The 26,985-nt window shown below is 61.6% G+C and carries 25 protein-coding genes; 12 read left to right on the top strand and 13 right to left on the bottom strand.

Annotated features, from left to right (window positions below):
- Window positions 1–226 precede the first annotated feature (226 nt).
- The 3 genes from KHO33_RS21960 to phaP form a co-directional block, all read right to left on the bottom strand.
- Window positions 227–1,498 carry a DUF3443 domain-containing protein gene (locus KHO33_RS21960; RefSeq protein WP_200567281.1) on the bottom strand — a complete coding sequence of 424 codons (1,272 nt, stop codon included), beginning with the start codon at window positions 1,496–1,498 and terminating at the stop codon, window positions 227–229.
- 11 nt (window positions 1,499–1,509) lie between these two features.
- Entirely contained in the window at window positions 1,510–1,959 is a 450-nt protein-coding gene (locus tag KHO33_RS21955; protein WP_200567293.1) for a DUF2844 domain-containing protein, read from the bottom strand.
- 592 nt (window positions 1,960–2,551) lie between these two features.
- On the bottom strand, window positions 2,552–2,977 hold the full coding sequence (phaP, locus tag KHO33_RS21950; RefSeq protein ID WP_054040347.1) for a phasin family protein: 426 nt from the start codon (window positions 2,975–2,977) through the stop codon (window positions 2,552–2,554).
- Window positions 2,978–3,329: 352 nt separating this feature from the next.
- On the opposite strand from phaP, the gene KHO33_RS21945 reads away from it, so the two are divergent.
- A complete protein-coding gene (locus KHO33_RS21945; RefSeq protein ID WP_200567282.1) occupies window positions 3,330–3,776 on the top strand; it encodes a hypothetical protein in 447 nt (148 codons plus the stop codon).
- Between the two features lie 592 nt (window positions 3,777–4,368).
- A complete protein-coding gene (locus KHO33_RS21940; RefSeq protein WP_200567283.1) occupies window positions 4,369–5,139 on the top strand; it encodes a DUF4410 domain-containing protein in 771 nt (256 codons plus the stop codon).
- 118 nt (window positions 5,140–5,257) lie between these two features.
- Here the strand turns inward: KHO33_RS21940 and KHO33_RS21935 are convergent, their stop codons facing one another.
- Window positions 5,258–6,355 (bottom strand): NADH:flavin oxidoreductase/NADH oxidase, encoded by a 1,098-nt coding sequence (locus KHO33_RS21935; RefSeq protein WP_200567284.1) that lies wholly within the window; start codon window positions 6,353–6,355, stop codon window positions 5,258–5,260.
- 87 nt (window positions 6,356–6,442) lie between these two features.
- Between KHO33_RS21935 and KHO33_RS21930 the strand changes: the two genes are divergently transcribed.
- A complete protein-coding gene (locus KHO33_RS21930; protein ID WP_054040413.1) occupies window positions 6,443–6,772 on the top strand; it encodes an ArsR/SmtB family transcription factor in 330 nt (109 codons plus the stop codon).
- Window positions 6,773–6,790: 18 nt separating this feature from the next.
- Here the strand turns inward: KHO33_RS21930 and KHO33_RS21925 are convergent, their stop codons facing one another.
- From KHO33_RS21925 to KHO33_RS21915, 3 genes are all read right to left on the bottom strand, one after another.
- Window positions 6,791–7,471 (bottom strand): glutathione S-transferase family protein, encoded by a 681-nt coding sequence (locus KHO33_RS21925; protein ID WP_321207610.1) that lies wholly within the window; start codon window positions 7,469–7,471, stop codon window positions 6,791–6,793.
- 90 nt (window positions 7,472–7,561) lie between these two features.
- A complete protein-coding gene (locus tag KHO33_RS21920; protein ID WP_054040338.1) occupies window positions 7,562–8,539 on the bottom strand; it encodes a zinc-binding dehydrogenase in 978 nt (325 codons plus the stop codon).
- A 158-nt stretch (window positions 8,540–8,697) separates the two neighbouring features.
- Window positions 8,698–9,288 (bottom strand): TetR/AcrR family transcriptional regulator, encoded by a 591-nt coding sequence (locus KHO33_RS21915; RefSeq protein WP_054040336.1) that lies wholly within the window; start codon window positions 9,286–9,288, stop codon window positions 8,698–8,700.
- A gap of 161 nt (window positions 9,289–9,449) precedes the next feature.
- Between KHO33_RS21915 and KHO33_RS21910 the strand changes: the two genes are divergently transcribed.
- Window positions 9,450–11,930 carry a phospholipase D-like domain-containing protein gene (locus KHO33_RS21910; RefSeq protein ID WP_200567285.1) on the top strand — a complete coding sequence of 827 codons (2,481 nt, stop codon included), beginning with the start codon at window positions 9,450–9,452 and terminating at the stop codon, window positions 11,928–11,930.
- Window positions 11,931–12,185: 255 nt separating this feature from the next.
- Here the strand turns inward: KHO33_RS21910 and KHO33_RS21905 are convergent, their stop codons facing one another.
- The 4 genes from KHO33_RS21905 to KHO33_RS21890 all read right to left on the bottom strand — a co-directional run bounded on the left by KHO33_RS21905 (window position 12,186) and on the right by KHO33_RS21890 (window position 15,345).
- Entirely contained in the window at window positions 12,186–12,896 is a 711-nt protein-coding gene (locus tag KHO33_RS21905) for a hypothetical protein (RefSeq protein WP_200567286.1), read from the bottom strand.
- A 173-nt stretch (window positions 12,897–13,069) separates the two neighbouring features.
- Window positions 13,070–14,098 carry an alpha/beta hydrolase gene (locus tag KHO33_RS21900; RefSeq protein WP_200567287.1) on the bottom strand — a complete coding sequence of 343 codons (1,029 nt, stop codon included), beginning with the start codon at window positions 14,096–14,098 and terminating at the stop codon, window positions 13,070–13,072.
- Between the two features lie 37 nt (window positions 14,099–14,135).
- Window positions 14,136–14,561 (bottom strand): organic hydroperoxide resistance protein, encoded by a 426-nt coding sequence (locus KHO33_RS21895; protein WP_054040331.1) that lies wholly within the window; start codon window positions 14,559–14,561, stop codon window positions 14,136–14,138.
- Window positions 14,562–14,778: 217 nt separating this feature from the next.
- On the bottom strand, window positions 14,779–15,345 hold the full coding sequence (locus KHO33_RS21890) for a TetR/AcrR family transcriptional regulator (protein ID WP_054040330.1): 567 nt from the start codon (window positions 15,343–15,345) through the stop codon (window positions 14,779–14,781).
- A gap of 244 nt (window positions 15,346–15,589) precedes the next feature.
- On the opposite strand from KHO33_RS21890, the gene KHO33_RS21885 reads away from it, so the two are divergent.
- The 6 genes from KHO33_RS21885 to KHO33_RS21860 all read left to right on the top strand — a co-directional run bounded on the left by KHO33_RS21885 (window position 15,590) and on the right by KHO33_RS21860 (window position 22,308).
- Window positions 15,590–16,498 (top strand): LysR family transcriptional regulator, encoded by a 909-nt coding sequence (locus tag KHO33_RS21885; RefSeq protein ID WP_200567294.1) that lies wholly within the window; start codon window positions 15,590–15,592, stop codon window positions 16,496–16,498.
- Between the two features lie 133 nt (window positions 16,499–16,631).
- Window positions 16,632–17,066: a MarR family winged helix-turn-helix transcriptional regulator gene (locus KHO33_RS21880; RefSeq protein ID WP_054040328.1), complete on the top strand. Its 435-nt coding sequence runs from the start codon at window positions 16,632–16,634 to the stop codon at window positions 17,064–17,066.
- Window positions 17,067–17,195: 129 nt separating this feature from the next.
- The gene (locus KHO33_RS21875) at window positions 17,196–18,704 is read left to right on the top strand and encodes an efflux transporter outer membrane subunit (RefSeq protein WP_200567288.1); all 1,509 of its coding nucleotides are present in this window, start codon (window positions 17,196–17,198) and stop codon (window positions 18,702–18,704) included.
- A 65-nt stretch (window positions 18,705–18,769) separates the two neighbouring features.
- Complete coding sequence (locus tag KHO33_RS21870) at window positions 18,770–19,930, top strand: HlyD family secretion protein (RefSeq protein ID WP_054040402.1); 1,161 nt, start codon at window positions 18,770–18,772, stop codon at window positions 19,928–19,930.
- Between the two features lie 73 nt (window positions 19,931–20,003).
- Entirely contained in the window at window positions 20,004–21,560 is a 1,557-nt protein-coding gene (locus KHO33_RS21865; RefSeq protein ID WP_200567289.1) for a DHA2 family efflux MFS transporter permease subunit, read from the top strand.
- Between the two features lie 124 nt (window positions 21,561–21,684).
- Window positions 21,685–22,308, top strand: coding sequence for a LysE family translocator (locus tag KHO33_RS21860; protein ID WP_054040326.1), 624 nt, complete (start codon window positions 21,685–21,687; stop codon window positions 22,306–22,308).
- Between the two features lie 12 nt (window positions 22,309–22,320).
- Here the strand turns inward: KHO33_RS21860 and KHO33_RS21855 are convergent, their stop codons facing one another.
- Entirely contained in the window at window positions 22,321–23,736 is a 1,416-nt protein-coding gene (locus KHO33_RS21855) for an aminotransferase-like domain-containing protein (protein WP_054040324.1), read from the bottom strand.
- 222 nt (window positions 23,737–23,958) lie between these two features.
- On the opposite strand from KHO33_RS21855, the gene KHO33_RS21850 reads away from it, so the two are divergent.
- Window positions 23,959–25,287: an aspartate aminotransferase family protein gene (locus tag KHO33_RS21850; RefSeq protein ID WP_054040322.1), complete on the top strand. Its 1,329-nt coding sequence runs from the start codon at window positions 23,959–23,961 to the stop codon at window positions 25,285–25,287.
- A 77-nt stretch (window positions 25,288–25,364) separates the two neighbouring features.
- Here the strand turns inward: KHO33_RS21850 and KHO33_RS21845 are convergent, their stop codons facing one another.
- Entirely contained in the window at window positions 25,365–25,889 is a 525-nt protein-coding gene (locus tag KHO33_RS21845; RefSeq protein WP_200567290.1) for a DUF6496 domain-containing protein, read from the bottom strand.
- Between the two features lie 177 nt (window positions 25,890–26,066).
- Here KHO33_RS21845 and KHO33_RS21840 point away from each other — a divergent pair, with 177 nt between their 5' ends.
- Window positions 26,067–26,318: a hypothetical protein gene (locus KHO33_RS21840; protein WP_054040320.1), complete on the top strand. Its 252-nt coding sequence runs from the start codon at window positions 26,067–26,069 to the stop codon at window positions 26,316–26,318.
- Window positions 26,319–26,985 lie beyond the last annotated feature (667 nt).

Genomic DNA, 26,985 nt, shown 5'->3' with positions numbered 1-26,985 from the left:
ACAAGAACCCGTGCAGACACCCGTCATGGAGACAATCGCGCCGTCACCGCCGCCCTTGCAATCCGAACCCGCCGCCGCCAAAGCAGCACCCGCCAAGCGGGCCGCACGCCGGCGTTAGTCCAGCCGCAATACTGCACGCGGAACGCTTCGGGAACCCATAAAAAAACCCGCTGCCGGTTGATTCGGCAGCGGGTTTTTTCCTATCGGAGCCAAACCTGGCGATCACTCAATACGCGACATAAGGTCCCGTACCGCCAGGCGTCGTCTGCTGCTCGACGGCGGCGTACACGTTACGCCCGTAGAAGAACGGCAGGCCCCAGTCGAAAATCGACGACGTCACAAAGGCCGGTCCCGCCAGCAGCGGCAACGCTGAATCGCCGCTGTACGTCTGCGAGATCGTCGTAGCATTGCCGACACTGAAGTTCACCGCGCTCGTCGTGCCGTTCACCCCCTGGATCATCGCACTCAGCGATTGAGTCGACACCGGGCAGTAGTACGCGCTATTGGGGCTCGCGCATGTCGGCAATGCACTCGTCTGGAAGAACAGGCCCGTCGAGCCGCTGTCCAGAATACTGCTCGAGTACGTCGTGCCGTTCTGCACCGTCGTAAAGGTACCGTTCGACGGGCTCACGCCGATCACCTGCGCGCTGCCCAGCGTATTGTTGGTCTGCGTGCCGATGCCGAACACCAGTTGCCCGCTGACCGACTGCGCGCCGCCCGACACCGTCGGCAGGCTCAGCATCGAACCGTTGTTGTCGGTCGCGAAGTATGGAATCGGATTGGCGACCTGCAGCGCTTCGGCAAGCGGAATCGACGTGCAGGTCGTGCCGCTGCAGCCGTAATACGTGCCAGCCACCGCCTGTTGCACACAGTTCGCGCCGCAGTCGTGCTTGAACACGCCGATACCCAGAATGCCGTTGGCCTGCAACGTACCCGGCGTGTTGCGCGACGCGCCGACGCTCGCGCAATCCGACGGCACCGAAGCGTAGTTCGGGTCGATCACCTGGATCGGCAGCGAGGCCGCTTTTTCACCGGCGATCTGCAGGTCCGCGAGCTTTACCGAACCCCATGTGTAGCCGTCGAAGAACTGCATGCATTCGGCGACCAGATGGCCCGAGGCGTCCTTCTGTTGCGGCAGCGCCATCGAGGCGGGCAGTTGCGACGCGAACACGCGCACGCCCCACGAACCGGTATCCACCAGGATGTGATCGATGGTTTGACACTGGCTGGTGCCGGGCACGCAAATCGTGATGCTGACGAACGGCATGTTCGGCACGTTGCTCACGCCGGCATCGACCGTGACGCGCACCGCGTTGGCGGCCACCACTTGCGGCGAAGGCGAGGTATTGGTGACGGTGGGACCGGCCGAAAGGCTCGTCGTGCCGGAACTCGATGAAGAGCCCGAGCCACCGCCGCCGCCTCCACCGCCGCAGGCACTGACGAGCAACGCGAGCAGTGCCGCGCACAGGAGGGTAGCGAACGAAGACGTATGACGCATGATTCGCTCCGTTATTGAATGACGCCGACGTCGACGCCCGCAGGCACCGCTTGCGGCAGATAGGCGTAGCCGGCAAACGCGCGCAGGTGCCCGCCGGAGAACACCACCAGATCGCTGCCGGACACCGCGAGCGGCGTGCCACGCCGGGTTGCGGTGGCGGCGACGTACTGGTCGAACGACGCGCCCAGCATGGTTTTCAGATCCGGCAGCGTCGGGCCCTGCCACGCGACACCGAAGACGGTGCCGTTGGGCGCGACGTACTCGCGCACCAGCGTGCCGGACGGCATCGTCATCAGGTGCACCGAATACGCGCTTTGCGTAGTGACCGTCTGAGCCACTGCGTGAAGGCTCGTCTGATCGCTGTCGACAGAACTGACGTTCTGGCCGAGCGTGGCGTGCGCGGCAAACGACAGCGCGCAGCCTGCCCCGAGCATTGCGCGAGCAATGCTTGTAGAAAGCATCGGTTTCAAGAGATTTCCTTCGAGGTGAAACGCTCGTGGCCGGCGGGTGAGCCGATCACGAACGGGAATCCAGGGGCGCACTCCTGACCGGCGGTGCCGGTTCTGCATTCACACCGGTTGGGTTGCGTGAATGCGTCTACGGAGTGGCAGCGCGAAACTTTAGCGATCGCGCGAGGGCATAGCAATCGTTTGCGGGACGATTTAAACCTTCTGCATACTTGACGTCGTTTGAACCTGTTTGATATTTGAGGACAGGATCACCAAGGGGCGTCGCTTGAGCGCAGATTTTGCCGACACGTCCTGTTTAAAGCGAACACACGCATTAAATAACGGGGCCACAGTAGAAAAATTTCAATGCGCGTCGCATGTCACGAGCGATGTAAGCGTCCGCTGAATAATTCACGTCTACAGGCCTATTTCATCTGATCATTACGGCGCGTGCGGACTGCTTTTGTGTGAAGAGAAAATCGCCTGCGTGTGTGGTTCGAAGCGGCAAAAAAAATGCCGCGGATAACCTGTGGTCATCCGCGGCATCGGGTACTTCACTGCTAATTCATTGCGGCTTCATTGCGGCTTCCGCAAGCCGCGTCCGCTACTTTTTCTGCTGTTGCAAGAGCGATTTAAGCTCCTGCACATTTTCTTCTACGCGTTTTGCGATCACCGCATACGACTCGGCCTGCGTCTGATACGCGGCTTGCGCCAACTGCTGCATGTCGGCGAGCGACTTATGCAGGCTTTGCTGGATCAGTTCGGCGGCTTTCGCCGGAGGCGCGGCGCCGCCAGCCGACAATTGCCCGGTGAGCGACTGCAATTCGCCCAACGTGGTACGCAGCATTTCGGTCTGTTTCTGCGCGAGCGACTGCATACCCTGGAATGCCGTCTGATTCGCCTGAACCAGTGCTTCCATGTCCTTGCGTCGCGCGTCCATGATGGCGGGTACGTCGAAGCCGGGAAGCTTGAACTGCTCCAGCATTTTGGTGAAATCGCCAAACGGATTGGCGGCGTCAGGTTGGCTCATGCGAAATCCTCCTTAACGATTGAATACTCGCCCGCAGTGCATCGCCGCGATGGGTTCTCCGGCATAGGCAGCAGTGGCGTCGCGTGTGCCGCGCTTTCCGCAGAGGCGTGCTGCTTCTGGGGTCGGACGGCACATTGCGTCAATCATGCGCCATCCGGCCACATTGCGCCAGCGGGCACACCCTGGCGTCAGGCGTCTCTTTGCCGGAACGTTTTACGCCTTCGGCCACCAAGCATGCAAGGCGCTGTAAGTTACAAGATAGCTTCAGTAACCCGACAAAACGGCATGTCGACTATCGTTTCCAATGCACCGGCGCACGTTGCGCCGGTGCTGTCTCACTGGGAGCGACATCATGAAAAAAGGATTGCTGAGCGCGGCACTGGCCGCCGTTTTGACCGTGGCCGCCACGGGCGCGCTGGCACAGGAAGCGGCCGCGCCGCCGCCCGCTTCGGGCCCCGCGCATGGCGAGCCGCATCACGGCGACGGGCCATCTTTTCCGCATGGGCCGATGGGTCCGGGTTTCGCGGTGGTCAACGACCTGGAACAGTTGCGCCGTCTGTATGCGATGAGCGGACGTGAAGGCGAAATCGTCGCCGTGTATCACGAGGTGTTGAGCAAGACGCAAGATCCGATGCTGCGCCACTACGTGTACGACTCGCTGGCCCGCGAGCAGTTGAAGCCGGCCAATCCAGACCAGGCGATTGCTACGCTACGCACCAGTCTGTCGGAAGATCTCGTGGCGACGAACAGGCAGCCGCGCGGCATGCCGGCAGAGGTGCAAGCGCCCGCTGCGCAATAAAGCGCGGACCCGATCATCACGCCGTCGAACGGCCGGCAATTCCAACCCAGAACAAGGGACACGGCAATTCGTCCCGACACAAAATCGGTTGGAAGCGCTCCCGTCGAAAAGCAGCGCAGCCGTTCGGCGCGCTGCGTTAGCTGTCGCACATTGCCGCCTCACTGCCCACTTTTCATCTTCCCTCAGGTGATTAGGATGAGAGCATCGTAACGCTAGTGCCTGGTGAACAATGCGCTATCCGCTCAATCTGGCCGTCGCCGCCGCCCTGCTCGTCCTCGTTCTTTGCTGCATCGTCAAACTTGCCTTGAGTTGACACTCTGCCGTCGCATTCACCCCATGCCAAACCTGCCCCACAGCCGCATGTTTCGCCGTGACATTGCGCGAAATAATTGTTGAATGGAGTTCGGGAAGTGACTCGCCCATACTTCGTTTCGCTGCCGGTGCGTACGAAAAAAGACGCATGAGATCAAGGGTGCTTTGCGTGAAAACGCGTGTGCGAATGCAACCCCGATGATCAACGATCCCACGGTTGCCCGATCATCGGAAGATGCATTCGACGCTAACGGCACCGCGTGCCGACGACAGGATGAACATGTTCACTTCAGTGAGTTTCCTCAAAAAGAATGCCGCCCGTTTTGCATGCGTCGCCATGGTCTGCGGCAGCGCGCTCCTGACCGGTTGCGCCGGCGGCAGCATCAACAACGCGACCCAGACCAGCGCACAGCCGCAAGTGCGCCCGGACAATATTTATGTCTACACCTTCGACACCAATCCGGATCAGGTCAAACTGGACAACGGCGGCATGCTTAAGAAATTGAAGTCGCAACTCGACGGTTCGTCCGCTGCGGAAAAGCAATCGGCCGATGCGATCGCCGTGCGTGAGCAGGTGGCCAACGAAATCGTGCATCAATTGCAATCGATGGGGCTGCGCGCGATTCGCTCGGACATTCCCGCCCCGGCCGACCAGAACGTCCTGCTCGTGCAAGGCAGCTTCGACACGATCGACGCGGGCAATCGCCGCCGCCGCGTGCTGATCGGTCTGGGCGCAGGCAAGAGCGAAGTGAGCAGCTCCGTGCAGATTCTCTACAAGCCGGCTGGCGGCACCGCGCGGCTGGTGCAAAGTTTCAATGCTACCGGCGACAGCGGCAAAGCACCCGGCATGGTCGAAACAGCCGGCGTGGGAGCGGCAGCCGGAAGCATCGCGACTTCGGCTGCTGTGGGCGGCGGCTTGCACGCAGTCTCCGAAACCAAGAAGGCTGGCGTTTCAGCGGACGCCAAGCGGCTCGCCGACGCGGTGGCAAAACAGGTGGCGCAGATCGGTGTAAGCGGCGGCTGGCTCTCGACGGAGCACGTCAAAGGATAAGCAATCCGCAGCAGGCCTGAACGACAAAAAGCGCGTGGCAGAGTGAATGAAATTCACACCCTGCCACGCGCTTTTTACGTTTTCAGAGCCTTCGCTTAGCGTACGCGTCCTGCAACGTTCAAGCGACGGCGTAACGCTCGAGCCAATGCGCGTACGGCGCCGGCAGCGTCCACGACGGACGCTCAATCCCCAGCTTGCGCGCCGCATGATACGGCCAGTGCGGATCGGCCAGATGCGCGCGGCCGACCATCACCAGGTCCAGTTGCCCGTTCTTGACGGAGCGGTCGGCCAGTTCCGGCGTATCGATGCCCCACGCCGACGAAACGGCGATACCGGCTTCGCGGCGCACACGCTCTGCGATCGGCGCGAGAAACGCCGGCGCCCATGGAATACGTGCGGCAGGCGTGGAGAAGCCCACGCTGACGCTCAGCATATCCAGCCCTTCGCGCTTGAAGTTCTTCGCCAGTTCGATCGACTCGGCGAGCGTTTCCTCGTCACGTCCGTCGTACTCGATCACGCCAAAACGCGCCGTCAACGGCAGATGCTCAGGCCATACCTTGCGCACCGCGGCCAGGGTTTCCAGCAGGAAGCGGCTGCGGTTTTCGAGGCTGCCGCCGTACGCGTCATCGCGTTGATTGGAGTGCGTCGAGAAAAAGCTTTGACCGAGGTAGCCGTGTGCGAAGTGCAGCTCAAGCCATTCAAAACCCGCATCACGGGCCCGTTTAGCGGCGGCGACGAAATCTTCGCGCACGCGGGCGATGTCGTCGAGCGTCATCGCTTTCGGTACTTTCGGCAGGCCGCCGCCAAACGCAATCGCGGACGGCGCGAGGGTCTGCCAGCCACGAGGATCGTTGTCGGCGATGTGGTCGTCGCCTTCCCACGGACGGTTGGCGCTGGCTTTGCGGCCCGCGTGGCCGATCTGGATGCCCGGCACGGCGCCCGCTGCCTTGATCGACGCGACGACCGGCGCGAAAGCCTGCGCCTGCTCGTCGGTCCAGATGCCCGCGCAGCCCGGCGTGATACGGCCCTCGGGCGACACGGCGGTCGCCTCGACGATCACCAGCCCCGCACCGCCACGCGCCAGACCGGCGAGGTGGACGCGGTGCCAATCGTTGATCAGGCCGTCTTCGGCGGTGTACTGGCACATCGGCGGAATGGCGATACGGTTGCGCAAGGAAACGTCCTTGAGCTTGTAGGGCTGAAATAATGCTGACATCGGGCTACACTCCTGTGAACATGCTTGTACGGTAGTTCGACAAACATCGAACTATGGAGTATGGCAGAAACCTTTATCATTTGCACAATGCGCACCTATACCCATCCCGCCGCCGAGGATTTCACGCTCGGACGGCTCTTTCATGCTCTTAGCGACCCCGTGCGCCTCGAGATCGTCCGTCAGCTTTCAACGGTCGACGAGGCCACTTGCGGCGACCTCGACGGCGGTCGTCCCAAGTCGAGCGTCTCCCATCACTTCCGGATCCTGCGTGAAGCGGGGCTGGTGCGCACGCGCGTTGCCGGTACCGTGCATCAGAATTCGCTGCGGCGTGACGAGTTGGACGCCCGGTTTCCAGGCTTGATGGAGGCGATCATCAAACAGATCGCCAATGAACCGGCCTTGAGCGAACCGGCTTGATGGCCGGTTGCAGCAGACTTACGCGCCGCCCTTCTCCATCGCACGCTGGTACGCGGGGCGCGCTTCGATGCGATCGACAAACGCTGTGATATTCGGGAACGCGTCGCGTCCGCAAAACTTGAGGCACGTCTGCGCGACGAACGAGAGCTGGATATCGACGCCCGTTAATTCATCGCCCATCAGGTAATCGCGGCCGGCCAATTCCTGATTCAGAAAGCCGAAGTGATTCTGCAACTCACTTTCGATTCTCGGTTGCAACGGAGCCGCACCGTCGCCAAGACGCGCCGTGTACACCTTCAGCATCAGCGGCAGCATGGCGCTGCCTTCCGCATAGTGCAGAAACTGCGCGTAACGGTCGTACTCGTCGGTTCCGTATGCGGGGGCGAGGCGGCCGTTGCCATAGCGGCGAATCAGATAGTCCACGATCGCACCCGACTCGAAAATCACTTTCTCGCCGTCGCGAATCACAGGGGCCTTGCCCAACGGATGGATCGCCGTCAGCTCCGGCGGAGCGAGACGGGTCTGCGGATTCCGCTGGTATTGAACGAGCGTGTAGTCGAGGCCGAGTTCTTCCAGCAACCAGGTAATGCGGCGCGAACGGGATTCGTTGAGATGATGGACTTCGATCATGGAGTAGGTTGTTGAGTCGATGAGAGAAAGTGCGGCCAACGCCTGCCCCGAAACCGTTCGACGGCTCATGTGGGCAGGCATTGGGGAGCCTTGCGAACGGGCATCAGCATGACACTGCGCGGCACACCTTGGTGCACCGACGCAGCGACACGCTGCTCGTTAGAACCGCAACAGCACCTTGCCCTTGCGCGCGCTCTTCCCGCTCGCCGCTGCCGCTTGCGCCACGTTCTCGACATCGAAGACGGCTTCCACCGGCAGCTTCAGTTCGCCCGACGCAGCGAGCCTCAGCAATTCGCCGATCATTCGCGCTTTATCCGCGCCCGAAGTGACCTCGAAAATCTTGCTTGCCCAGAAACCCTTGACGGTCGCCTGTTTGAAGATCGCATCGCCGGAGCTAAGGCGCATCGGTTCATTGGACATCGCGCCGAACGACACCAGGGTGCCGTTTTCGCCAAGCAGACCGAAGATGTCACCGCTGGCGTCGCCGCCCACTGAATCGACACCGGCCAGAATCGGCGCATCGCCGACGATCTCACGAACCTGCTTCTTCCAGCCCTCGGTTTCGGTCGACACTGCATTGCCGATGCCGACCTCGGCCAATTCCGCAATGCCCGCCTCGCGCCGGACCAGATTGACCCCGTTGATGCCGCGCGCGTTGGCCAGCATCGCCAGAGTCTTACCGACCGCACCGTTCGCCGTGTTCTGGATGAACCACTGACCGGGCTCGAGATGCAGATATTCGAGCAACATGACCGCGCTCAGCGGCATGGCGATCAGTTGGCAACCTACTTCGTCGCTGATCGCGTCAGGCAGCGGGACCACCGCTGCCGCCGGCGCCAGAACGTAATCGGCCCAGCCCTCATAGATGCCGGCCACCACTACGCGCTGACCGGGCTTCAGGTGTTCGACACCTTCGCCGATCGCGTCGATCACGCCGGCGACTTCAGTGCCGCCCACGGCCGGCAGTTTCGGCTTGTAGCCGTACTGACCGCGAATCGTCCACAGGTCGTGATTGTGAATCGGCGACAAGGTCGATTTGATGCGCACCTGGCCCGCGCCGGGATTCGGCGTGGGACGTTCCGCAACCTGCAGCACCTCGGCGGGATTGCCGAAAGAGGAATAGATAACGCTACGCAAAGTCGATCTCCTGGAATGTGCAACGATGAGGACTCCGTTCTGCGCGGAGTGAGGGGTTCTGCGAGTGCTTCTCTGGGTGCTTCTGTAGATGGTTTTCTGAGTGCTTCGGCTGATGCTTCTGTTCGAGGAAACTCATCAGCATCACAGCCGCCGCCATGTCACGCCGCGCGCAGGACGCTCTGTGTGACCGCCATGGCTTGCGCCATCGCGCTTCCGTCCTGTCGCAGCTTGGTGATGAGCGCCGCGCCTAGCCACATGTGGTACAGGAGTTCGGCCGCCTCCCGAGCCCGGATCTCCGGCGAAAGCGAGCCGTCCGCCTGACCTTCTTCGATTACGGAAGCGAGACGCACCATCAAGCGGTCGACGCCGTCGCGCAGCACCACGCGCATCTCATCGGACAAGTCGCCGACTTCCGCGCTCAGCTTCACCACCAGGCACTTTTCGTCGCCGTCCTGATCGAGTTGCTCCTGCTGCCAGGCAGCCCAATAGCTCAGCAGCTTGTCGCGGCCGTTGACACCGGGCCGACCGAACAGTTCGTCGAGACGCACCGCGTAGTCGGCAACGTATTGCTGCAGCAACTCGCTGCCGAACGATTCCTTCGAGCCGAAGTAGTGATAGAAGGAGCCCTTGGGGATCTCGGCGGTTGTCAGGATCTCGTTCAGCCCGACCGCGACAAAGCCTTTGCGTGCGATCAGCGCGCGCCCAGCGTCGAGGATGTGCCGGCGAATGTGGGGATGGCTAGCTCTCATAGGAAGCGGATTATGGCCTCAATTAGACCAGTCGTCTAGAGCGCAGATGTGTGACCCGATCGTGACCGCGTTGCGGGACGGACACACTGTTGTCATGGCCACGCCATAACAACGCGTCACGCTGGGCATGAGCTGTTCCGTCCTCACCCTGGAGACATGCCATGTTGACCGCCCGCGTTGGAATCGTGTCGCAATCCGCCGCCGTACCTTACACCGATGTCGTCCGTGTCGCGCAGGCCCTCAACCTGCAGATCAGCCGCGATCTCGCCCCGATCTGGAACGTGTCGGGCACCGTCGTCGCGCTCGAATCCATCGACCATCTCGACCCAGGCGTCTGGCCAGTTTACGTGGTGGACGAGGTTCAAACGGGAGCCGCCGGCTTTCACCTGACCGAGCACAACCAGCCGTTCGCGGTTGTCCTGGCCGGCAATACGTGGTCGCTGTCGGCGAGTCACGAGATACTCGAAATGCTGGTCGATCCGGGCGGCAACCGCCTCACCGCGGCCAATGCAGTAACGATCATCGACAATGAAGTGCAGGACGGTGACGGCAAGGTCGAATACCTGGTCGAGATTTGCGATCCGCCCGAAGACGCAACCTGCGCCTATCTGATCGACGACGTGCTGGTCTCGGACTTCTACACGCCTAACTATTTCGACCCTGCCGGCACGTCAGGCGCACGCTACAGTTTCAGTGGCAAGATCTCGCGGCCCCGTCAGGTGCTGCCTAATGGCTATCTCACCTGGTTCAACCCGCAGAACAACAAGTTGCAGCAGGTCAGGCATTTCGGCGCGCCCGAAATTATCGATCTCGCATCCGGGCAACCCGGTGGCGGATCGCTGACGGGCGGACGGTCGTTGCGCAGCTTCGTCGACGGCTTGACGCAATTGCCTCAGCCGCTCTCGCAATTGAAAGCCAGCGCGCCGGCGGTGGAACGGCGGGACGCGCGCCGCATGATATTCGCCAGTGCGTTGCCAACCGGCGCGGCTCTTTTCTCGGCGGCGCTCGCTCGCCTCAAGACGGACCCTGCCGACACCGCCGTTTCTGCACGGGAAACTCCAGCGATCAACATCCGGACCGTGCTCGACACGCACGCCGAGTCGTTCCGGCAAGCAGGCGTGCTGTCCGTGCGTAGCGGCTTGCAATGGCCGGCGCCTGGACGCGCTGTGATGCGTGCCATTGTCGTCACCGTGGCGGTGGACAGGCTCACAGCGCTGCAAGCCGCATTGCCGAAGCAGATCGACGGCGTACCCGTCGATGTACGCGCCGCCGACGCCATGGAGTCGATGCAAGCGCTAGACCCCTCGCGCTATTGCGCACTGGCTGAAGCACGCCATGAACTGCGCCAACCCGATTTCGCGGACCAGGTGTTCTTCGACGGACAAGGCAACGCACTCGCGAGTCCGCCTGCGCCTCTCCAGGCGTTCGTCGCTGCCCGTGCGCGCAAGGAGGAGATTCCGTACGTCCCGGCGCCCGGCGCGAGTCTCGATGCGGTGACGGAACAGGTCTCGCTGGTACTGCACGTGAGTCCCGATGCCGGATGGGCGGAGCTATCGAATTTCATCGCCGGCGTTCGCGAAGAACTGGTGGTGGGAATATACGACTTCACATCGGAGCACATTCTCACCGCAGTCGAGTCCGCGTTCGCCGGAGATCAGAAGCTGACGCTCACGCTCGACCATCCCGCCAAGAACCCCACGGCCGACCAGACCGACGAGCAAACCCAGGCCGATCTCTCGGCCAAGCTCGGCGCGCGCTTCGCCGGCACCTGGGCGCTCACCAATGCTGATCCGAAGGCACCCGTCTGGATCTATCCGAACGCGTATCACATCAAGGTCGCCGTGCGCGAAGACGATACCTTCTGGCTCTCTTCGGGCAACTGGAACAACAGCAATCAGCCGGAGATCGATCTGTCGGACGTGGCAGCCGCGCGCAAGCTCGCCGAGAAGAGCGATCGGGACTGGCATGTGATTGTCACGAGCAAGGCGTTGGCCAGCACGTTTCGCGCGTTCCTGCAGAACGACTACACCGTCTCTCACGACGCGATAACTCAAGCCAAGGCCATGGGGCTGGATATTCCGGGAGCCGGGACCGCCGCTCTCGACGTTCCGATCGACGCGTTTGCAGCCGGCAAAGCCCCGCGCCAGTTCTTCGCGCCCAGGACGTTGAGCGATACCGTACAGATCCAGCCGCTACTCACGCCCGACAACTATCAGCCGCATGTTCAGGCGCTCATCGAATCCACCCAGCAGCGCTTCTACATGCAGACCCAATATATCCATCCGAGCGGACGCCCGGACGATGCACAACATGACGCGTTGATTGCGGCGGTGAAGGCGCTGATCGACCGTGGCCTCGACGTGCGTCTCATCACCAGTCAGTTCCAGAATGACGCATGGGTCGAAAAGCTGGTCGCGGCGGGCGTGCCGTCGTCCGTGCTGCGCCGGCAGGCGAACGTTCACAACAAGGGAATCGTGGTCGACGGAAATGTCGTCATGGTCAGCAGTCAGAACTGGTCAGCAGACGGCACGCTGCGCAATCGCGATGCGGGCCTGATCATCCATAGCGCCGACGCCGCGGCTTACTTCGAGCAGATTTTCCTGCACGACTGGAATTATCTGGCTTCGCCGGTGGGGAGCTGAGGAGGCTGGCGAAGCTCGCCTGTGCGGATCTGGCAACCTGCCCTGCAAAACGGCAGCGGCACAACGTGCCAGGCGGATCCACAGGGAAGTTGCTGGCGGTGCGGCGTAATTTGTCCGTCACCTACCAACAATTTGGCGATGGCATGATGATGCTTCGTACCCGCCCCTGCGGCTCGAGAACTTGCAGCCGGATGTGCTGCAGTCCGACACCGCCCGGGCGGGCACGCTTTCTTCTAAACCCTGCATCGGCAGGGTTTAACCCTTCGCGGGACGCCCCGTCTTCACTGTCTCGAGCGACGACACCGCGGCCAGCAGGCGCTGCGGCGCGGCCGACTCCAGCATCATCAGGCCTGCTCGCAACAGCTCGCTCTTCTTCACCGGCACGCCGGCGTCGAGGCACTTCTGCTTGAGCGACGCGATCATGTCGTAGTCCGACTTCGGCATCGTGAAGCTGTCGCGCACGACTTTCTCTTTCTTCGGCTGCTTGGCTTTCTTGGCTTCCGGAGCGCTGACAGGCGCGGCTTCCGCAGTTGCGGAACGCTTCGGCTTGGCTGCCTTCCTGGTGGTTTGCGCCGCTTCGGCAGTTGCCGCGGGCTTGGTTTTGGCTGCTTTTTCGACGACAGGCTTTGCTTCCGCTGCTGCCGAGGACTTCGCCTTAGCTGCCTTCTTGACGACAGGGGCCGCTTCCGCGGTTGCCGAGCGCTTTGCTTTGGCCGGCTTCTTGACAGTGGGCTTCGCTTCCGCAGTCGCCGCGCGTTTCACTTTTTTAGCTGCTTTCTTGACGACGGGCTTTACTTCCGCGGCGGCCGCTCGCTTCGCTTTGGACGCTTTTTCGACGGCAGGCGCCGTTTCCGCCGGCTGCTCCGCCGCGACTACCGGCTCGGCGCCATCTACTGCGCGCTTGGACGAGCTCTTGGGGAAGTGGAACGCCTTCTTGGTGTGCTCTTTCGTAACGGGTGTTGTCATGTGGTCTCTCCGTGTTGATAACCGTATAAACAGTATATACCGTTTATTTTGCTATCGGACATGGAGCGCCATAGGCTGTCGGTTCGGTAATCGGCTTACATACGGAAGGAAATAATGCTGGCCACCGCGGCGCGACGCTGTCATGCAGCGCGCCGCGGTCAAGGCGGTACAGCTTACTTAAGACGCGCCTGCAATTCGTTGGCAAGCTGTCTCGTTGCGGCCTTGGTCGGCGCATCGTTGGCGAGCGCGTTAAGCAAGCCGAAGTCGTGAATCGTGCCGTTGTAGCGGACCGCGGTGACTTCGTCGCCTGCGGCGTCGAGCTTGCGGCCATAGGCCTCGCCTTCATCGCGCAGCACGTCGAACTGCGCGACCTGGATCAGCGCTGGCGGCAGGCCCTTCAGCTGCTCCACTGAAGCGCGCAGCGGCGACGCGTAGATCTCATTGCGCTGCTTCGGATCCTTGGTGTACGCGTCCCAGAACCACTTCATCATCGGCCGGGTCAGGAAGTGGCCTTCCGGATAGGCGTTGTACGAGCCGTCGTTGAAATTGTTGTCCGTCACCGGCCACATCAGGCCTTGAAAGCGGATTGCGGGACCCTGCTTGTTCTTCGCCATCAGGGATACAACCGCGGCCATATTGCCGCCGACGCTGTTGCCCACGACTGCGAGGCGGCTGCCGTCCACACCGATTTCGTTGCCATGTTCCGCGACCCATTTGGTGGCCGCATACGCCTGATTGATCGCCACCGGGTAACGCGCTTCGGGCGACGGCGTGTAATTGACGAACACCGCCACAGCCCCGGATTGCACGACGAGGTCGCGCACCAGCCTCTCGTGCGTCTGGAAGTCCCCGAGGATCCAACCGCCGCCATGGAAAAACATGAACACCGGCAGCGTGCCCGTTGCGCCTTGCGGCCGTACGATCGTGATCGGCACGCTGATACCGTCCTGCTCGATGGTTTTGTTCGACGCATCGATGCCGGACAGATCAACCTTCACGCTGTTCTGCGCGCCGACCAGCACCTGACGCGCCTCTGCCGGTGTCAGCGTGTTGATTGCCGGTCCTGTGCCGCTGTTCAACGCATGCAGGAACTGGCTGGTCACCAGATCGGGCGAGGCGGATGTTGCCGGGCTCGCGGCGATGGCGAGAGTCGCGCTGGTTGCAAGTACGGCGGCCAGCAGCAAAGGCTTGAGGGTCTTCATGATTTTTTCCAGGTTCGTGACGGTGAGAGGCTGAGGCTTAGACGATCGTCAGGGTGACGTCGATGTTGCCGCGTGTCGCGTTCGAGTACGGGCAAACGATGTGCGCCTTGTCGACCAGCGTTTGCGCCGCTTCGCGCGGCATGCCGGGCAGCGAGATCTTCAGTTCCACTTCAATGCCAAAGCCATTCGGGATCGCGCCGATGCCCACGCTGCCGTCAATCGCGACGTCTGCGGGGATGGCGATCTTGTCGCGTGCGGCGACGAATTTCATCGCGCCGAGGAAACAGGCGCTATAGCCGGCCGCGAAGAGCTGTTCCGGATTGGCGCCCTCGCCGCCCGCGCCGCCCAGTTCTTTCGGCGTGGTCAGCTTGAAATCGAGGTTGCCTGCGGGCACCACGGCGCGGCCATCGCGGCCACCGGTGGCATGAGCTTGAGCGCGGTAGAGGACTTTTTCGAGTGACATGGTGAGGCTCCTTACAAGAGTGATTGACTGGATTTGCTATCTACTACTAGATAGATTTATCCGCAAAATTAAACAGACAAACCAGGCTCTTCCTGGCTACTTCACATTTCCTGCTTTACTCCCCACTTATCTATTTACTCAAAGATAGATAAGTGGGCCAAACAAAGAGGCGGCGTACCGCCCCATACCTGACTACCCGACTACAGCGATGCGAGCTTCACTTCGCGATCCGCACCGTTGCCTCGACGTCTTCGAGCCGGGCCTTGGTGTGGAACAGACGGCTTGCCAGCACACTTCCCTGAAAAGCCGCGTACAACGCCCGCGCCGCGTTTTCCGGTTTGCCGTTCACCGCCAGTGTCCCTTCCTGCACGCCTTGCGCGAGAACCTTGGCGAGCCAGTTTTCGTTCGCTTTGAAAAACGCCTGCACGGCCTGGCGGATGTTGTCGGGCAGTGATTCGATGTCTGCAGCCAGCATGCCGCACAGGCAGATCTGATTGCCGTCACCGAGGGTCCTGCCGAACAGCTTCGCGTACTTGCTCAGCTTTGTGTCCGCGGCCAACGAAGCGTTAATACCATGGAGCGCACCCAATACCTCGTTGCTGTACGCATTCACCGCCTCCAGAACCAGATCGTCTTTCGACGGAAAGTAGTAATGGATGCTCGAGGTTTTTACGCCCACCAGACTGGACAGATCACGGTAACTGAACCCGTTGTAACCACGCAGCATGATGAGCGTGATTGCGTGGTCGAGGATCTGTTCGCGCACTGTCGTTGTCGGTTCCATGGAGTGAAATATATCTACTCATAGATAGACTGTCAAGCGGCTTCACGATTTTTTAACCGCGGCGACGTGGTTATCGGACATGAAGGCAGAGCCGCTGTGGCATAGACTGTTTTCTGTCGCCGGCTCAGCCGTTGCCTATCCTGCGAAATACCATGGGAGACAGGGTTCGCAACTGGAACGTCCGGTGACGCTGAAAACGGCATTCCGTCCATCCTTTGTTCCCGTTGGTCGACGAGATCTCATCATGGAATATATCGAAAGCCTACGCATTTTCCGCTCGGTGGTCGAACTGAAGAGTTTCACCCGCGCGGCGGATATTCATGGGCTGGCCCGGCCGGCGGTGTCGCGGGCGATCGCGGGGCTGGAAGAGCGGATCGGATGCCGGCTGTTAAACCGGACGACCCGGCAGGTCTCACTCACCGAAGCCGCGGAACGATTCTACGAAGGCTGCGTGCGTATCCTGGACGATCTGGATCTACTCGAAGCGGACGTAGCCAACCAGACACGTGAAGCGGGTGGCGTCTTGCGCCTTGTCGCCCATACGACGGTGACAGTAAGCCGGCTGGTTCCCCTGATCGCCGGATTCAAGCGGGCCCATCCGAAGGTCACGCTCGACGTGACGCTGACGGAGCGACCGGTCGATCTGGTCGGCGACGGGTTCGACCTTGGCCTCATTCTTCCGTACATGCTAACGAGCGAAACGACGGTCGTGCGTCTGCTCGAACGCATTCCGGTTGTCATCGTCGCGACGCCGCAGTATCTGCAGGCGTCGTCAACGCCGGGAGATCCGTCGGAACTGGCCAGCCACCTTTTTGTGCCGATGTCGCCGTCCATTCGTCGCCCCGCCATCGGCTTCCGGCTTGGCGAGGACGAGCTGAGCGTTCCGCTTCGCTTCGATGTTTCGTCGAACAGCCCCGCCTTCAACCTGGAAATGGTGCTGCAGGGTTTCGGAATCGGTGTCGTGCCAGCAGCCCTTGTCGAGAACGAATTGGCCTCGGGGAAGCTCGTCCAGCTGCTCACCGGCTCGCAGCTTGTCGACGATAGCGTCGAAATCCAGCTCGCTTATAGCAACCGGACCCTGCTGCCTGCCAAAGTGCGTGCGTTTATTGACTATGCGGCTGCCTTCTTCGAAACGCTGGCGACATCGCGCTAGTCGAGCAAAGACGACCTGTGAAGCGCGCCGGAAACAAAAAAGGGCGGGATGAGTCGATTGGTGCACGAAACGACAACAAACTGATAATCCAGCCGGCATCGCTTCCCGGCGGGGGCCGCATTACTCTGTGCGTATGCACTCAAACGATCTTCCGGACGACGACTGTTTTGCTCTCCGTCAGGCATCCAGACATATTTCAAAGCTTTACGAGCGTCATTTGTCTGAGGTCGGCATCACGCCAACGCAGTTCAGCGTCCTCAGAACACTGAGTCGCTGTACGAATCTGACGATGGCCGAGTTGGCCAAAGCGATGGTGATGGACAGAACGACCCTCGTTCGAGCGCTTAAACCCCTGCTCCGGCGCGGCCTCGTGCTTGCTCCTGCCGAACCGCAAAGCAATCGGCGGCTGCGAGTCGTACTCACCCGAAGAGGACTGACGAAGCTCGACGAAGCGGCTGCTCATTGGGCAACAGCACAGGCCAGTTTCGAACGCAGTTTTGGCCAGCAACAGGCAGCGCATCTGCGAAGTGAACTGTTTCGCATGACGAGCTACCTGTCCGAAAGATAACCCCAACGCAACAGACTTATTCACCTCGTAGATCGATAAGCAAATAGTTGAACCCTATTGTGTGCATATGCACTTCAAGCAATGCAAAGCCATACAACCCAGATCAGCCAAAGGAAAACGGAAACCATCATGAACCACGACCGACCCCAACTCCGAGCGAGCGCATGGGTGGCCTCGATAGCCGCGGCGGTAGCGGCGCTCGGCCTGGCCGGCTGCGTCAACTATGCCGGCATCAAGAGCGACAAGCAGATCGAGCCTCCCGCGAAGTTTGAGACGAAGCAAAGTTTGCCCGCCGAAGGCGGACAGTGGCCCGCAATGGATTGGGCCAAACAGTTCGGCGATCCACAACTGCCGGCATTGATCGACGAGGCGTTACAGGGCAATCCAACCATCGAACAGGCCCGCGCCCGCATCGAGAAAGCAACGTCATATGTGGGCAGTGCCAACTCGACCCTCTACCCAAACGTAACGGGCAGCTACGCGTGGACGCGACAGCTTTATACCGGCAACGGCATCGTTCCGCCTCCGTACAACGGCACGTGGCAGAGCGAGAACAATGTGCTCGCCAGTGCTTCGTTCGACCTCGACCTGTGGGGCAAGAATCGGGAGAAGCTGCGTCAGGCCGTCTCGCAGGAAAAGGTGGCCGACGCCGAAGCCGAGGAGGTGCGCATCTCCGTGGCCGCGTCGGTGGCAAGCGCCTACAACCATCTTGCGCAGCTCTATGCGCTGCGTGATATCGAACTGCGCGAAGTGAAGAATCGCGAGGACATCGGGCGAATCACAGATGGGCGCGTGGGCGCAGGACTCGACACCAACGTTGAACGGCAGACCGCCTATGGCGAAACCGCGACGAGCCGCTCCAGTGTCAGCGACCTCGATGGCCAGATTACGACCGTCCGCTACCAACTAGCCGCCCTGCTTGGCGAAGGCCCGGACCGCGGTCTCAGCATCGCCAATCCATCGCTTGGCGACGGTGCGAGCGTCGCGCTTCCCGACAACCTGCCCGCCGACCTGCTCTCGCGTCGCCCGGACATCGTTGCGGCCTACTGGCAAGTTGATGCCGCCATTCACGATGTGAAGGAAGCGAAGGCTGAGTTTTACCCGGACGTCAATCTCTCCCTGGCGGCAGGACTGGACGCGTTTGGCTGGGGCCGGCTCCTTACGGCCGGCAGCCGTCAGCTTCAGGCAGGACCGGCGATCCATCTTCCTATCTTTGATGCCGGCGCCCTGCGCTCACAACTGAAGGGCCGCTATGCGGACTTCGATTACGACGTCGCGACCTACAACCAGACGTTGATCAACGCCTTATCCGATGTCGCCACGCAGGTCACGCAGATCCATTCGACCGACCGCCAACTGATCGACGCGCAGCAGGCACTGGATGCGCAGACCAATGCCTATCAATTGGCGCTCGTTCGATACAAGGCGGGCTTGAACCAGCAACTGCAGGTGCTGAACGCCGACGACAACCGGCTCGCCGCCGAAACGGCCGTCGTGAACCTCGAAATGAATCGCCGCGGCATGCAGATCGGACTGATCAAGGCAATGGGCGGTGGATTCGATGCTTCTCACGCTGGCCTTGCTGCGAACACGGAGACGCCGATTCCTGCGCGATCCAACACCACGACCACTCAATGAACGACCAGATCGACCGTCAAGCGCAGCAGCAGGACGGCGCACCTCAAACCTTATTGGAGCTACCCATGAACGCACCTCAGTCACCGTCGGATAAAGAGCCGGAAAAGAAGCCCGGCAAACGCAAACTCCTGCTCTCGCTGCTTGCCGCTTCGCTCGCGATCGCAGGCGCTGCGTATGGCGCTTTCTATTTCGTCGAAGCGCGTCATCACGTGGATACGGACGACGCCTACGTCAACGGCAACGTCGTGCAAATTACGCCGCAGGTCACGGGAACCGTCATCGGCGTCAATGCGGATAACACGCAAATCGTCAGGAAGGGCGAACCGATCGTCCAGATCGATCCAGCGGACGCCAGGATTGCGTTGCAACAGGCCGAGGCCAATCTGGGCCAAACCGTTCGCAGAGTCCATGGCCTGTATGCCGACGACGACAGATACCGTGCAGATATCGCTGAACGCCAGTCGGATCTTTCGAAGGCGCAGGACGATCTGAAGCGCCGGCTTGCCACTGGCATGACGGGGGCGGTGTCGGACGAGGAAATCTCACATGCACGTGACGCGGTCCGCTCGGCTCAGGCTTCGCTTGAGGCAGCCCGGCAGCAGCTTGGCGCCAATCGCGCGCTGACGGCCAACACGTCGGTCGAGAAGCATCCGGACGTACTGGCAAGCGCCGCCCACGTTCGCGACGCCTACCTGGCTTACGCGCGCACCACGTTGCCGGCTCCCGTGACCGGATATATCGCACAGCGCTCGGTTCAGGTCGGGCAGCGCGTGTCACCCGGCGCGGCGCTGATGTCGGTGGTGCCGCTAGAGCAGGTCTGGGTCGATGCGAACTTCAAGGAATGGCAGCTTCGTCACATCCGGGTTGGCCAGCCTGTTGAGCTGACAGCCGATGTCTACGGCTCCTCCGTCGTTTATCACGGCAAGGTGGTGGGCTTTACGCCGGGCACCGGATCGGCACTAGCGCTGTTGCCTGCGCAGAACGCGACCGGTAACTGGATCAAGGTGGTGCAGCGGCTGCCGGTGCGCATCGAGATTCCACCTGCGGAACTGGAAAAGCATCCGCTGCGTGTGGGTCTTTCAATGAACGTGGATGTCAACGTCAAGGACCCTGCCGGCGCCCAACTCGGTACGCAGTCCACGTCGTCCTATAAGACCGACGTTTTCGCCAAGTACGGCGACGAGGCCGATGCCGCGATCGCGCGAATCATCGCCGAAAACGAATGACCCCCGCTCATCGGACCGCGGCACGTGAAGGATGCCGCGTCTTTCTTGCCAGACACAGGACAGCCGTATCACCATGACCACCAACCATCCCAATCACCCGCCGCTGACCGGGGCGACACTCGCTCTGGGTTCCCTGAGCGTTGGTCTCGCGGGTTTCATGACCGTGCTCGATTCGTCGATCGCCAACGTCGCCATTCCAACCATTTCCGGCAACCTCGGCGTCTCGGTCGACGAAGGCACGTGGGTCATCACTGTCTTTGCCGCTGCGAATGCAATCGCGATTCCCCTGACCGGCTGGCTGACGCAGAGGCTGGGACAGGTCCGGCTGTTCGTCGGTTCGATATTGTTGTTCGTGTTCGCATCCTGGCTGTGCGGCATTGCGCCGACGTTGCCGATCCTGTTGCTTGCGCGCGCGCTGCAGGGAGCCTTTGCCGGGCCGCTCATCCCGATGTCACAGGCATTGCTGCTCAGTTCGTGGCCAAAGGCGAAATCCTCGCTGGCACTCGCGCTGTTCTCGATGATCGTGGTGACCGGGCCGATTGTCGGGCCGTCGCTCGGCGGCTGGGTAACGGATAGCTATAGCTGGTCGTGGATCTTCTATATCAACATCCCGGTCGGGCTGTTCGCAGCCGCGATGGTCTGGCTTCTTTATCGCAAGCGCGATACGCCGGCCAGAAAGCTGCCAATCGACGTTGTCGGGCTAGTGCTGCTCATTGTTTGGGTCGCGTCGCTTCAGGTGATGCTGGACAAGGGCAAGGATCTCGACTGGTTCTCGTCGAGCACGATCGTCGTGCTGGCTATCGTTGCCGCAGTCGGTCTCGCGGCATTCATTATCTGGGAGCTGACGGAAAAGAATCCGATCGTCGACCTGACGCTGTTCAAGCAGCGCAACTTCCTTGGCGGCACCGTTTCGATTGCCGTGGCGTATGGGATCTTCTTCGGAACGCTGGTGCTGCTTCCGCAGTGGATGCAGGAGTACCTGGGATACCGGGCTGTCGACGCAGGGCTTGCTACGGCACCGCTGGGCATTTTCGCGGTGATCGGCGCCCCCATCATGGGCAAGATTCTGCCGCGTTCCGATGCGCGCATTATCGGCACGTTCGCGTTTATCGGATTCGCGATTGTCTACTTCATGCGCACGTTTTTCTATACCGACATCAGCGAGGGGTACATCATCCTGCCGACCCTGTTGCAGGGTATTCCGATGGCGCTGTTCTTTGCTCCGCTCACCGTGATCATCCTGTCAGGACAGCCGCCCGAAAAGGTGCCGGCCGCGGCCGGGCTGTCCACCTTCGGACGCGTGTTCTTTGGCGGCATTGGTACGTCGCTGGCGAACGTCGTATGGAACAACCGGACGATCATGCATCATGAGATTCTGACGCAGCAGTCGAGTCCGACCAACCCGATATTCAATGCGCAAATGAACACCTACCACTCGGCGCTTGGCCTGAGCCAGCAAGCTTCGTATGCGTTGTTCGATCATACGGTGCAGTCGCAGGCCGCCATGTTGGGGCTGAATGACGTGTTCTATGGAGCCGCGATCATCATGATCATCATCATTCCGCTCATCTGGATCACGAAGCCAGGCAAGGCTGGCGGTTCGAGCGACGCGGCCGCGGCTGCGCATTGAAAGGCGGTCCGGTACCGTCGTCCGTACCGGACACCATCCCACAAACCGTATAGGTACTGTACCGGCGTGGTTCGCTAGAATGCTCCGAGGGTCTTATCGACCAACCTCGGAGCCACCCATGTCCATGTCCTACCTCAGCCTCAGCGCGCTGCCCGCCGGTATTCTGTTCGCGCTCGTCACCACGATCACGCCTGGTCCGAACAACACGATGTTGCTGGCTTCGGGTGTCAACTTCGGCTTTCGCCGCACGCTGCCGCATCTTTCAGGGATTAGCGCCGGGGTCGTGCTGTTGATGCTGTCGGTGGGGATTGGTCTGGGCGAAGCCTTCGTGCACTTTCCCGTGCTGTACACCGTGCTCGAAGTCGCGAGCGTCGCGTATCTGCTGTACCTCGCGTGGAAAATCGGCACGTCGGGCGAGCTGAAGGTCAAGAAAGGCGAGCGCCGGCCCATGAAGTTTCATGAAGCCATTGCGTTCCAGTGGGTCAATCCGAAAGCGTGGATGATGGTCCTGACCGCCGCCACGACGATCCACCTTAGCGAGAGCGCCAGCGTGAACGCCATCGCGATGGCGGTGATCTTCTACGTGATCGGCTTTCCGTGCATCTGCCTGTGGGCGGGCTTCGGCACCGCGATGCGCAAAGTGCTGTCGGACCCGAAGCGGCTGCGCATCTTCAATGTCGCCATGGCGCTGCTGCTGGTGCTCTCGCTGTATCCGATCGCGCTCAAGCTGCTCGGCCAGTCAGTTTAAGATCGAGCCCGGCTAGATCGCACCCTGCCCGACTCGCTCGATGAAGCGCCACAACGCGTCGTCGGTCGAGTACGGCGCGTTGAAGCGGAACCACGCGCTCGGGGCGTCGTCGGGACGGAAATAGGAGCCAGGTGCGAGCCAGATGCCGTGCTGGAGCGCGGCCGTCGCCACCTCGCCCGCGCGCTCCGCTTCGATCGGCAGGCGAGCCCACAGGAACAGACCGGCTCGCGGCCGGTGAAACAGTTCCAGACCAAGCGAGTCGAGCCGCTCTTCGACGGTCGCATGCGCGAGCTTGAGCCGCTCGTTCACGGCTTCCACGTGACGCGCGTACCGCCCTTCGAGCAACACCTTGTCGACGATCCGTTCGATCGCTTCCGACGAGGTCAAGCCCACCGCCATCTTCGTGCGCGCCAGTTCGCGCAAGACCGCCCGTTCGGCGACCACGTAGCCGCAACGCAACCCCGGCGTCACCGTCTTCGAAAAACCGCCCACGTAGAGCACGCGCTGCAAGCCTTCCATGGCGGCAAACAAAGGCGCGCCCGACGGCGCCAGTTCGCGGCTGACGTCGTCTTCGATCACCCACATGCGTTGACGCTCGGCGATCTGCAACAGACGGAACGCCGCCGACATGCCGAAGGTCGCGCCGGTCGGATTCTGCAGCGTGGTGTTGACGAAAATCGCTTTCGGCTTGTGCTGCGCGACCAACGCTTCGAGCACGTCCGTATCGACGCCGGCCGGGGTGCGCGGCACGCCATGCACCACCAGCCCCGCCAGCTTGAGAATCTGCAGCAGATTGCAGTAACCGGGATCTTCGACGATCACGGCGTCGCCCGCGCGCAGCAACGTGCGGACGATCAGATCCAGCCCTTGCGTCGCGCCTTGCGTGAGCAGTACGTTGGAGACATCCACCGGCAAACCGCGCCGGTCGAGTTGCTCGGCGATCCGTTCGCGCAGCGGCGCGAAGCCGTATGGATGCCCGTAGTCGCCGAGTCGCGCCGCCGGCACGCGGCTCATTGCACGCAGCGCGTGCTGCAAACCCGTCTCGTTGATCCACTCGTTCGGCAGCCAGCCGCCGCCCGCCTTGATCGGCACCGAATGGTCGGCGAACACGTCGGACAGCAGCCAGGTCGCGGTCAGGCTCGGCGGCTGCCAGTCGGTCGGGGCCGCCCGCGCGGACTGCGCGCGCGCCGCCACTCGATAACCGGAACCGCGCCGCGCTACCACGAGCCCCATCGAAACGAGACGGTTGTAGGCCTCGGTCACCGTGAAAGTACTCAGTTCGTGGCTTTGCGCCAACTGCCGCACTGAGGGCAGCAGCGCGCCGGCTCGCAGCGACTGCGCCTCGATGGCACGCGCGAAGCCCTGCACGACCTGCTCGACGAGCGTGGGAGCGGCGCGTCGGTCGCGCTCAAGTTGTAGTTCGATCATGGTTCGGACTGAAAAGCCGGTCGCGAGGGCCGGCTGCGTTGCCAGAAAGATGGCCCGGAAGGCGCCAGATAAAGCGTCAAGTTAAGTCACCGCGGCATCGTCGCGCGATCGACACAGTTAGCGCAAATCCACCAACACAGTTAGCACCACACTGCGTCAACTGTTTATGCCGCCATTAAACCGCGGACGCTACAGTTTCGCTATCACTTCGAGGAGAAAATCATGACTTCGCGCCCCGTCATCGACGACCTGTCGTCTTTCTGGATGCCCTTTACCGCCAACCGCCAGTTCAAGGCCGCGCCGCGCCTGCTGGAATCGGCCAAGGGTATGTACTACCGCACCACGGACGGGCGTGAAGTGCTCGACGGCTGCGCGGGTCTCTGGTGCGTGAACGCCGGCCACGGCCGCGACGAAATCGTCGCCGCGATCACCGAACAACTGTCCACGCTCGACTTCGCACCGACATTCCAGATGGGCCACCCGTTGGCGTTCGAAGCGGCCACCAAAGTCGCCGAACTGATGCCGAATGGCCTCGACCGCATCTTCTTCACGAACTCCGGCTCCGAATCGGTCGACACCGCCCTGAAAATCGCGCTGGCGTATCACCGTTCGCGGGGCGAAGGCCAGCGCACGCGTCTGATCGGCCGCGAGCGCGGCTATCACGGCGTGGGCTTTGGCGGCATTTCGGTTGGCGGCATCGCGCCGAACCGCAAGACCTTCTCCGGCGCGCTGCTGCCGGCGGTCGATCATCTGCCGCACACGCATAACCTCGAACACAACGCATTTTCGAAGGGCCAGCCCGCCTGGGGCGCGCATCTCGCCGACGAACTCGAACGCATCGTCACGTTGCACGATGCATCGACGATCGCCGCCGTGATCGTCGAACCGGTGGCCGGCTCGACGGGCGTGCTGATTCCGCCGCAAGGCTATCTGCAGAAGCTGCGCGAGATCTGCACGAAGCACGGCATCCTGCTGATTTTCGACGAAGTGATTACCGCATTCGGCCGCGTCGGCAAGGCAACCGCGAGCGAATACTTCGGCGTGACGCCGGACCTGATCACGATGGCCAAGGCGATCAACAACGCTGCGATCCCGATGGGCGCAGTGGCTGCGAGCCGCACGATCCACGACACGATCGTCAACGCCGGCGCACAGGGCGCGATCGAACTGTTCCACGGCTACACCTATTCGGCCCACCCGGCTGCGGCGGCGGCCGCCGTTGCAACGCTCGACCTGTATCGCCGCGAAGGCCTGTTCGAGCGCGCGGCGACGCTGGCGCCGAAGTTCGAAGCCGCTGCTCACTCGCTGCGCGGCGCGAAGCATGTGAAGGACGTTCGCAACCTCGGCATGATCGCGGGCGTCGAACTCGAGCCGCGCGACGGCGCGCCGGGCGCGCGTGCTTACGAAGCGTTCGTGAAGTGTTTCGAGGCGGGTGTGCTGGTGCGCTTTACCGGCGATATCCTTGCGTTCTCGCCGCCGCTCATCATCGATGAAGAGCAGATCGCGCATATCTTCAAGACGGTGGGCGACGTGCTGGCGACGGTGCAGTAAGACTGAGAGATGTGGCGCGCGTGGGTGGCGCGCGCCGCGTTTTGGTTGCCCGTGTCACGCCCGCTCAGGCGATAGCGTCAGCGATGCGCGCGCGAAACCCTCGTGTGCGCAGCCTTTTTAGCTGCGGCCGAGCGCCCTGAAGCACCCTTAGTCGCTGCGGCCTTCTTCGCCGCGGCGGAACGGCTGGCCGCCGGCCGTTTGGCCGCTGCCGATTTCGTTTGTTTCGACAAAGCCTTGTGCGATGCCCCCTCGGTGCTTTCGCGCTTCAATGCATTGGTCGCGGCACGTGAACGCATGGCTGTCGATTCGCTGCTCGCGCTCTTCTTCGCCGTGCTCTTGTGCTGGCCCGCGCCGTTGTCCTTCTGCGCTTTCTTGCGGGTCGCCTCACTCGCGGTACCCTTTTTCGGCGACTTCACGGCGACGCCTGCGCGCCGCGCTTCCGACAGGCCGATTGCAATCGCCTGCTTGGCCGACCTGACACCGTGCTTGCCGGCGCGCACCTTATCGATCTGTTCCTTGACGAATTCCCCTGCCTGGGTGCTCGATGCCTTGGCGGCACGCTTGTCGGCTTGGGCACGCTTGATGGTTTTCTGTTCGGGCATGACGGTCCTCCGGTTAGCTGTTGGCTTTGGACATGCAGCAACGCGTGTGCCGGGGGACGTTCGCTGCGGCGCAGCGAAACTTCAGGAAATTGGGTGACAAGGCTCGCGCCTGGCAACTGGACGGCGTATGGTGAGAGCAAGGGTTGGCGCCTTGGTCCGACCCGACGGGAGACGTCCATGAAGATACCTACCGTTCGCGCAGGCGCGCATATCGAAGGCGTGCATTGGGTTGCCGAGTACGCCGAAGACGTTCACGAGATTCGCGTGTTTCGCGAAGGCCAGGAAGTGGATGTGCATAATGCGCCGTCCTCGTTGTTTGGCGATGAGGAAAATGCGGGGTCTAAGAGCACCGCTGATCATCGAGCGGTGGAAGCCGCTGTGCTGGCTTATTTGCGGCGGTTTGTGATTGAGCATGATGCGGAGGAGTGAGTTTTTTTGCCTGCGCGGCGCTTGTTTGGCCGTGTTCCTGGGGCTTTGGCCTTTCCTTGATTTGTTAGTGGTCTATTAGCGTTGCCCCTGTGCGGGGCGGCACCTACTTCTCTTTGCCGGCTGCAAAGAGAAGTAGGCAAGAGAAAGCAGCTCAAACCGCTAATGCTAAGCGGGGCCTGTGGTCTGCAACGGGTAGTGGTGCATCTGGAATCTGGGTTCGTGCCACTGCATATGCCTGTGACAAGGGCGTCATACTTCCGGCGGCGCTGCGCGCGCCGAAGAGCCGCTCATAAAACCAATCGCTACGTTTCGGCGCTCGCGCCTCGCCGAGGCGAAGCCGACGGCCCGCACAAACCTCAACCGAACCCCGTGGTTTCCCAAGCATACCCGTCCGCGACGCACGCAGTGCGGAGTGGGAGCTGATGAGTCCTTTGTCACTAACGCGGAGTGTGCGAGAACACGGATTCCAGTCGCACCACTGCCCTGAGCGAGCTGCGGGACCCGCTTAGCAGGGGCTTCTAGCCGCTTTCTTTTGCCTACTTTTCTTTGCGGCGGCCGGTGTGTGTCAAGGTAGTTGTCGCGTGAACCGTTACGCTGCGTGCTTATACATTTCGACCGACGCGTTAGTTCGCTCCGGGTTCAGATAGACCACGTCTGCCAGGTGCCA

Origin of the sequence: Paraburkholderia nemoris, assembly GCF_905221015.1 — a bacterium.
GTDB lineage: Bacteria > Pseudomonadota > Gammaproteobacteria > Burkholderiales > Burkholderiaceae > Paraburkholderia > Paraburkholderia nemoris.
Note: the sequence above shows the minus strand (reverse complement) of the source record. Positions and strands in the feature narration are given on the sequence as shown.

Coding starts and splice junctions, on each gene's coding strand:
- KHO33_RS21960 (WP_200567281.1), bottom strand. CDS start 1,498: ATGCGTCATACGTCTTCGTTCGCTACCCTCCTGTGCGCGGCACTGCTC.
- KHO33_RS21955 (WP_200567293.1), bottom strand. CDS start 1,959: ATGCTTTCTACAAGCATTGCTCGCGCAATGCTCGGGGCAGGCTGCGCG.
- phaP (WP_054040347.1), bottom strand. CDS start 2,977: ATGAGCCAACCTGACGCCGCCAATCCGTTTGGCGATTTCACCAAAATG.
- KHO33_RS21945 (WP_200567282.1), top strand. CDS start 3,330: ATGAAAAAAGGATTGCTGAGCGCGGCACTGGCCGCCGTTTTGACCGTG.
- KHO33_RS21940 (WP_200567283.1), top strand. CDS start 4,369: ATGTTCACTTCAGTGAGTTTCCTCAAAAAGAATGCCGCCCGTTTTGCA.
- KHO33_RS21935 (WP_200567284.1), bottom strand. CDS start 6,355: ATGTCAGCATTATTTCAGCCCTACAAGCTCAAGGACGTTTCCTTGCGC.
- KHO33_RS21930 (WP_054040413.1), top strand. CDS start 6,443: ATGCGCACCTATACCCATCCCGCCGCCGAGGATTTCACGCTCGGACGG.
- KHO33_RS21925 (WP_321207610.1), bottom strand. CDS start 7,471: ATGAGCCGTCGAACGGTTTCGGGGCAGGCGTTGGCCGCACTTTCTCTC.
- KHO33_RS21915 (WP_054040336.1), bottom strand. CDS start 9,288: ATGAGAGCTAGCCATCCCCACATTCGCCGGCACATCCTCGACGCTGGG.
- KHO33_RS21910 (WP_200567285.1), top strand. CDS start 9,450: ATGTTGACCGCCCGCGTTGGAATCGTGTCGCAATCCGCCGCCGTACCT.
- KHO33_RS21905 (WP_200567286.1), bottom strand. CDS start 12,896: ATGACAACACCCGTTACGAAAGAGCACACCAAGAAGGCGTTCCACTTC.
- KHO33_RS21900 (WP_200567287.1), bottom strand. CDS start 14,098: ATGAAGACCCTCAAGCCTTTGCTGCTGGCCGCCGTACTTGCAACCAGC.
- KHO33_RS21895 (WP_054040331.1), bottom strand. CDS start 14,561: ATGTCACTCGAAAAAGTCCTCTACCGCGCTCAAGCTCATGCCACCGGT.
- KHO33_RS21890 (WP_054040330.1), bottom strand. CDS start 15,345: ATGGAACCGACAACGACAGTGCGCGAACAGATCCTCGACCACGCAATC.
- KHO33_RS21885 (WP_200567294.1), top strand. CDS start 15,590: ATGGAATATATCGAAAGCCTACGCATTTTCCGCTCGGTGGTCGAACTG.
- KHO33_RS21880 (WP_054040328.1), top strand. CDS start 16,632: ATGCACTCAAACGATCTTCCGGACGACGACTGTTTTGCTCTCCGTCAG.
- KHO33_RS21875 (WP_200567288.1), top strand. CDS start 17,196: ATGAACCACGACCGACCCCAACTCCGAGCGAGCGCATGGGTGGCCTCG.
- KHO33_RS21870 (WP_054040402.1), top strand. CDS start 18,770: ATGAACGCACCTCAGTCACCGTCGGATAAAGAGCCGGAAAAGAAGCCC.
- KHO33_RS21865 (WP_200567289.1), top strand. CDS start 20,004: ATGACCACCAACCATCCCAATCACCCGCCGCTGACCGGGGCGACACTC.
- KHO33_RS21860 (WP_054040326.1), top strand. CDS start 21,685: ATGTCCTACCTCAGCCTCAGCGCGCTGCCCGCCGGTATTCTGTTCGCG.
- KHO33_RS21855 (WP_054040324.1), bottom strand. CDS start 23,736: ATGATCGAACTACAACTTGAGCGCGACCGACGCGCCGCTCCCACGCTC.
- KHO33_RS21850 (WP_054040322.1), top strand. CDS start 23,959: ATGACTTCGCGCCCCGTCATCGACGACCTGTCGTCTTTCTGGATGCCC.
- KHO33_RS21845 (WP_200567290.1), bottom strand. CDS start 25,889: ATGCCCGAACAGAAAACCATCAAGCGTGCCCAAGCCGACAAGCGTGCC.
- KHO33_RS21840 (WP_054040320.1), top strand. CDS start 26,067: ATGAAGATACCTACCGTTCGCGCAGGCGCGCATATCGAAGGCGTGCAT.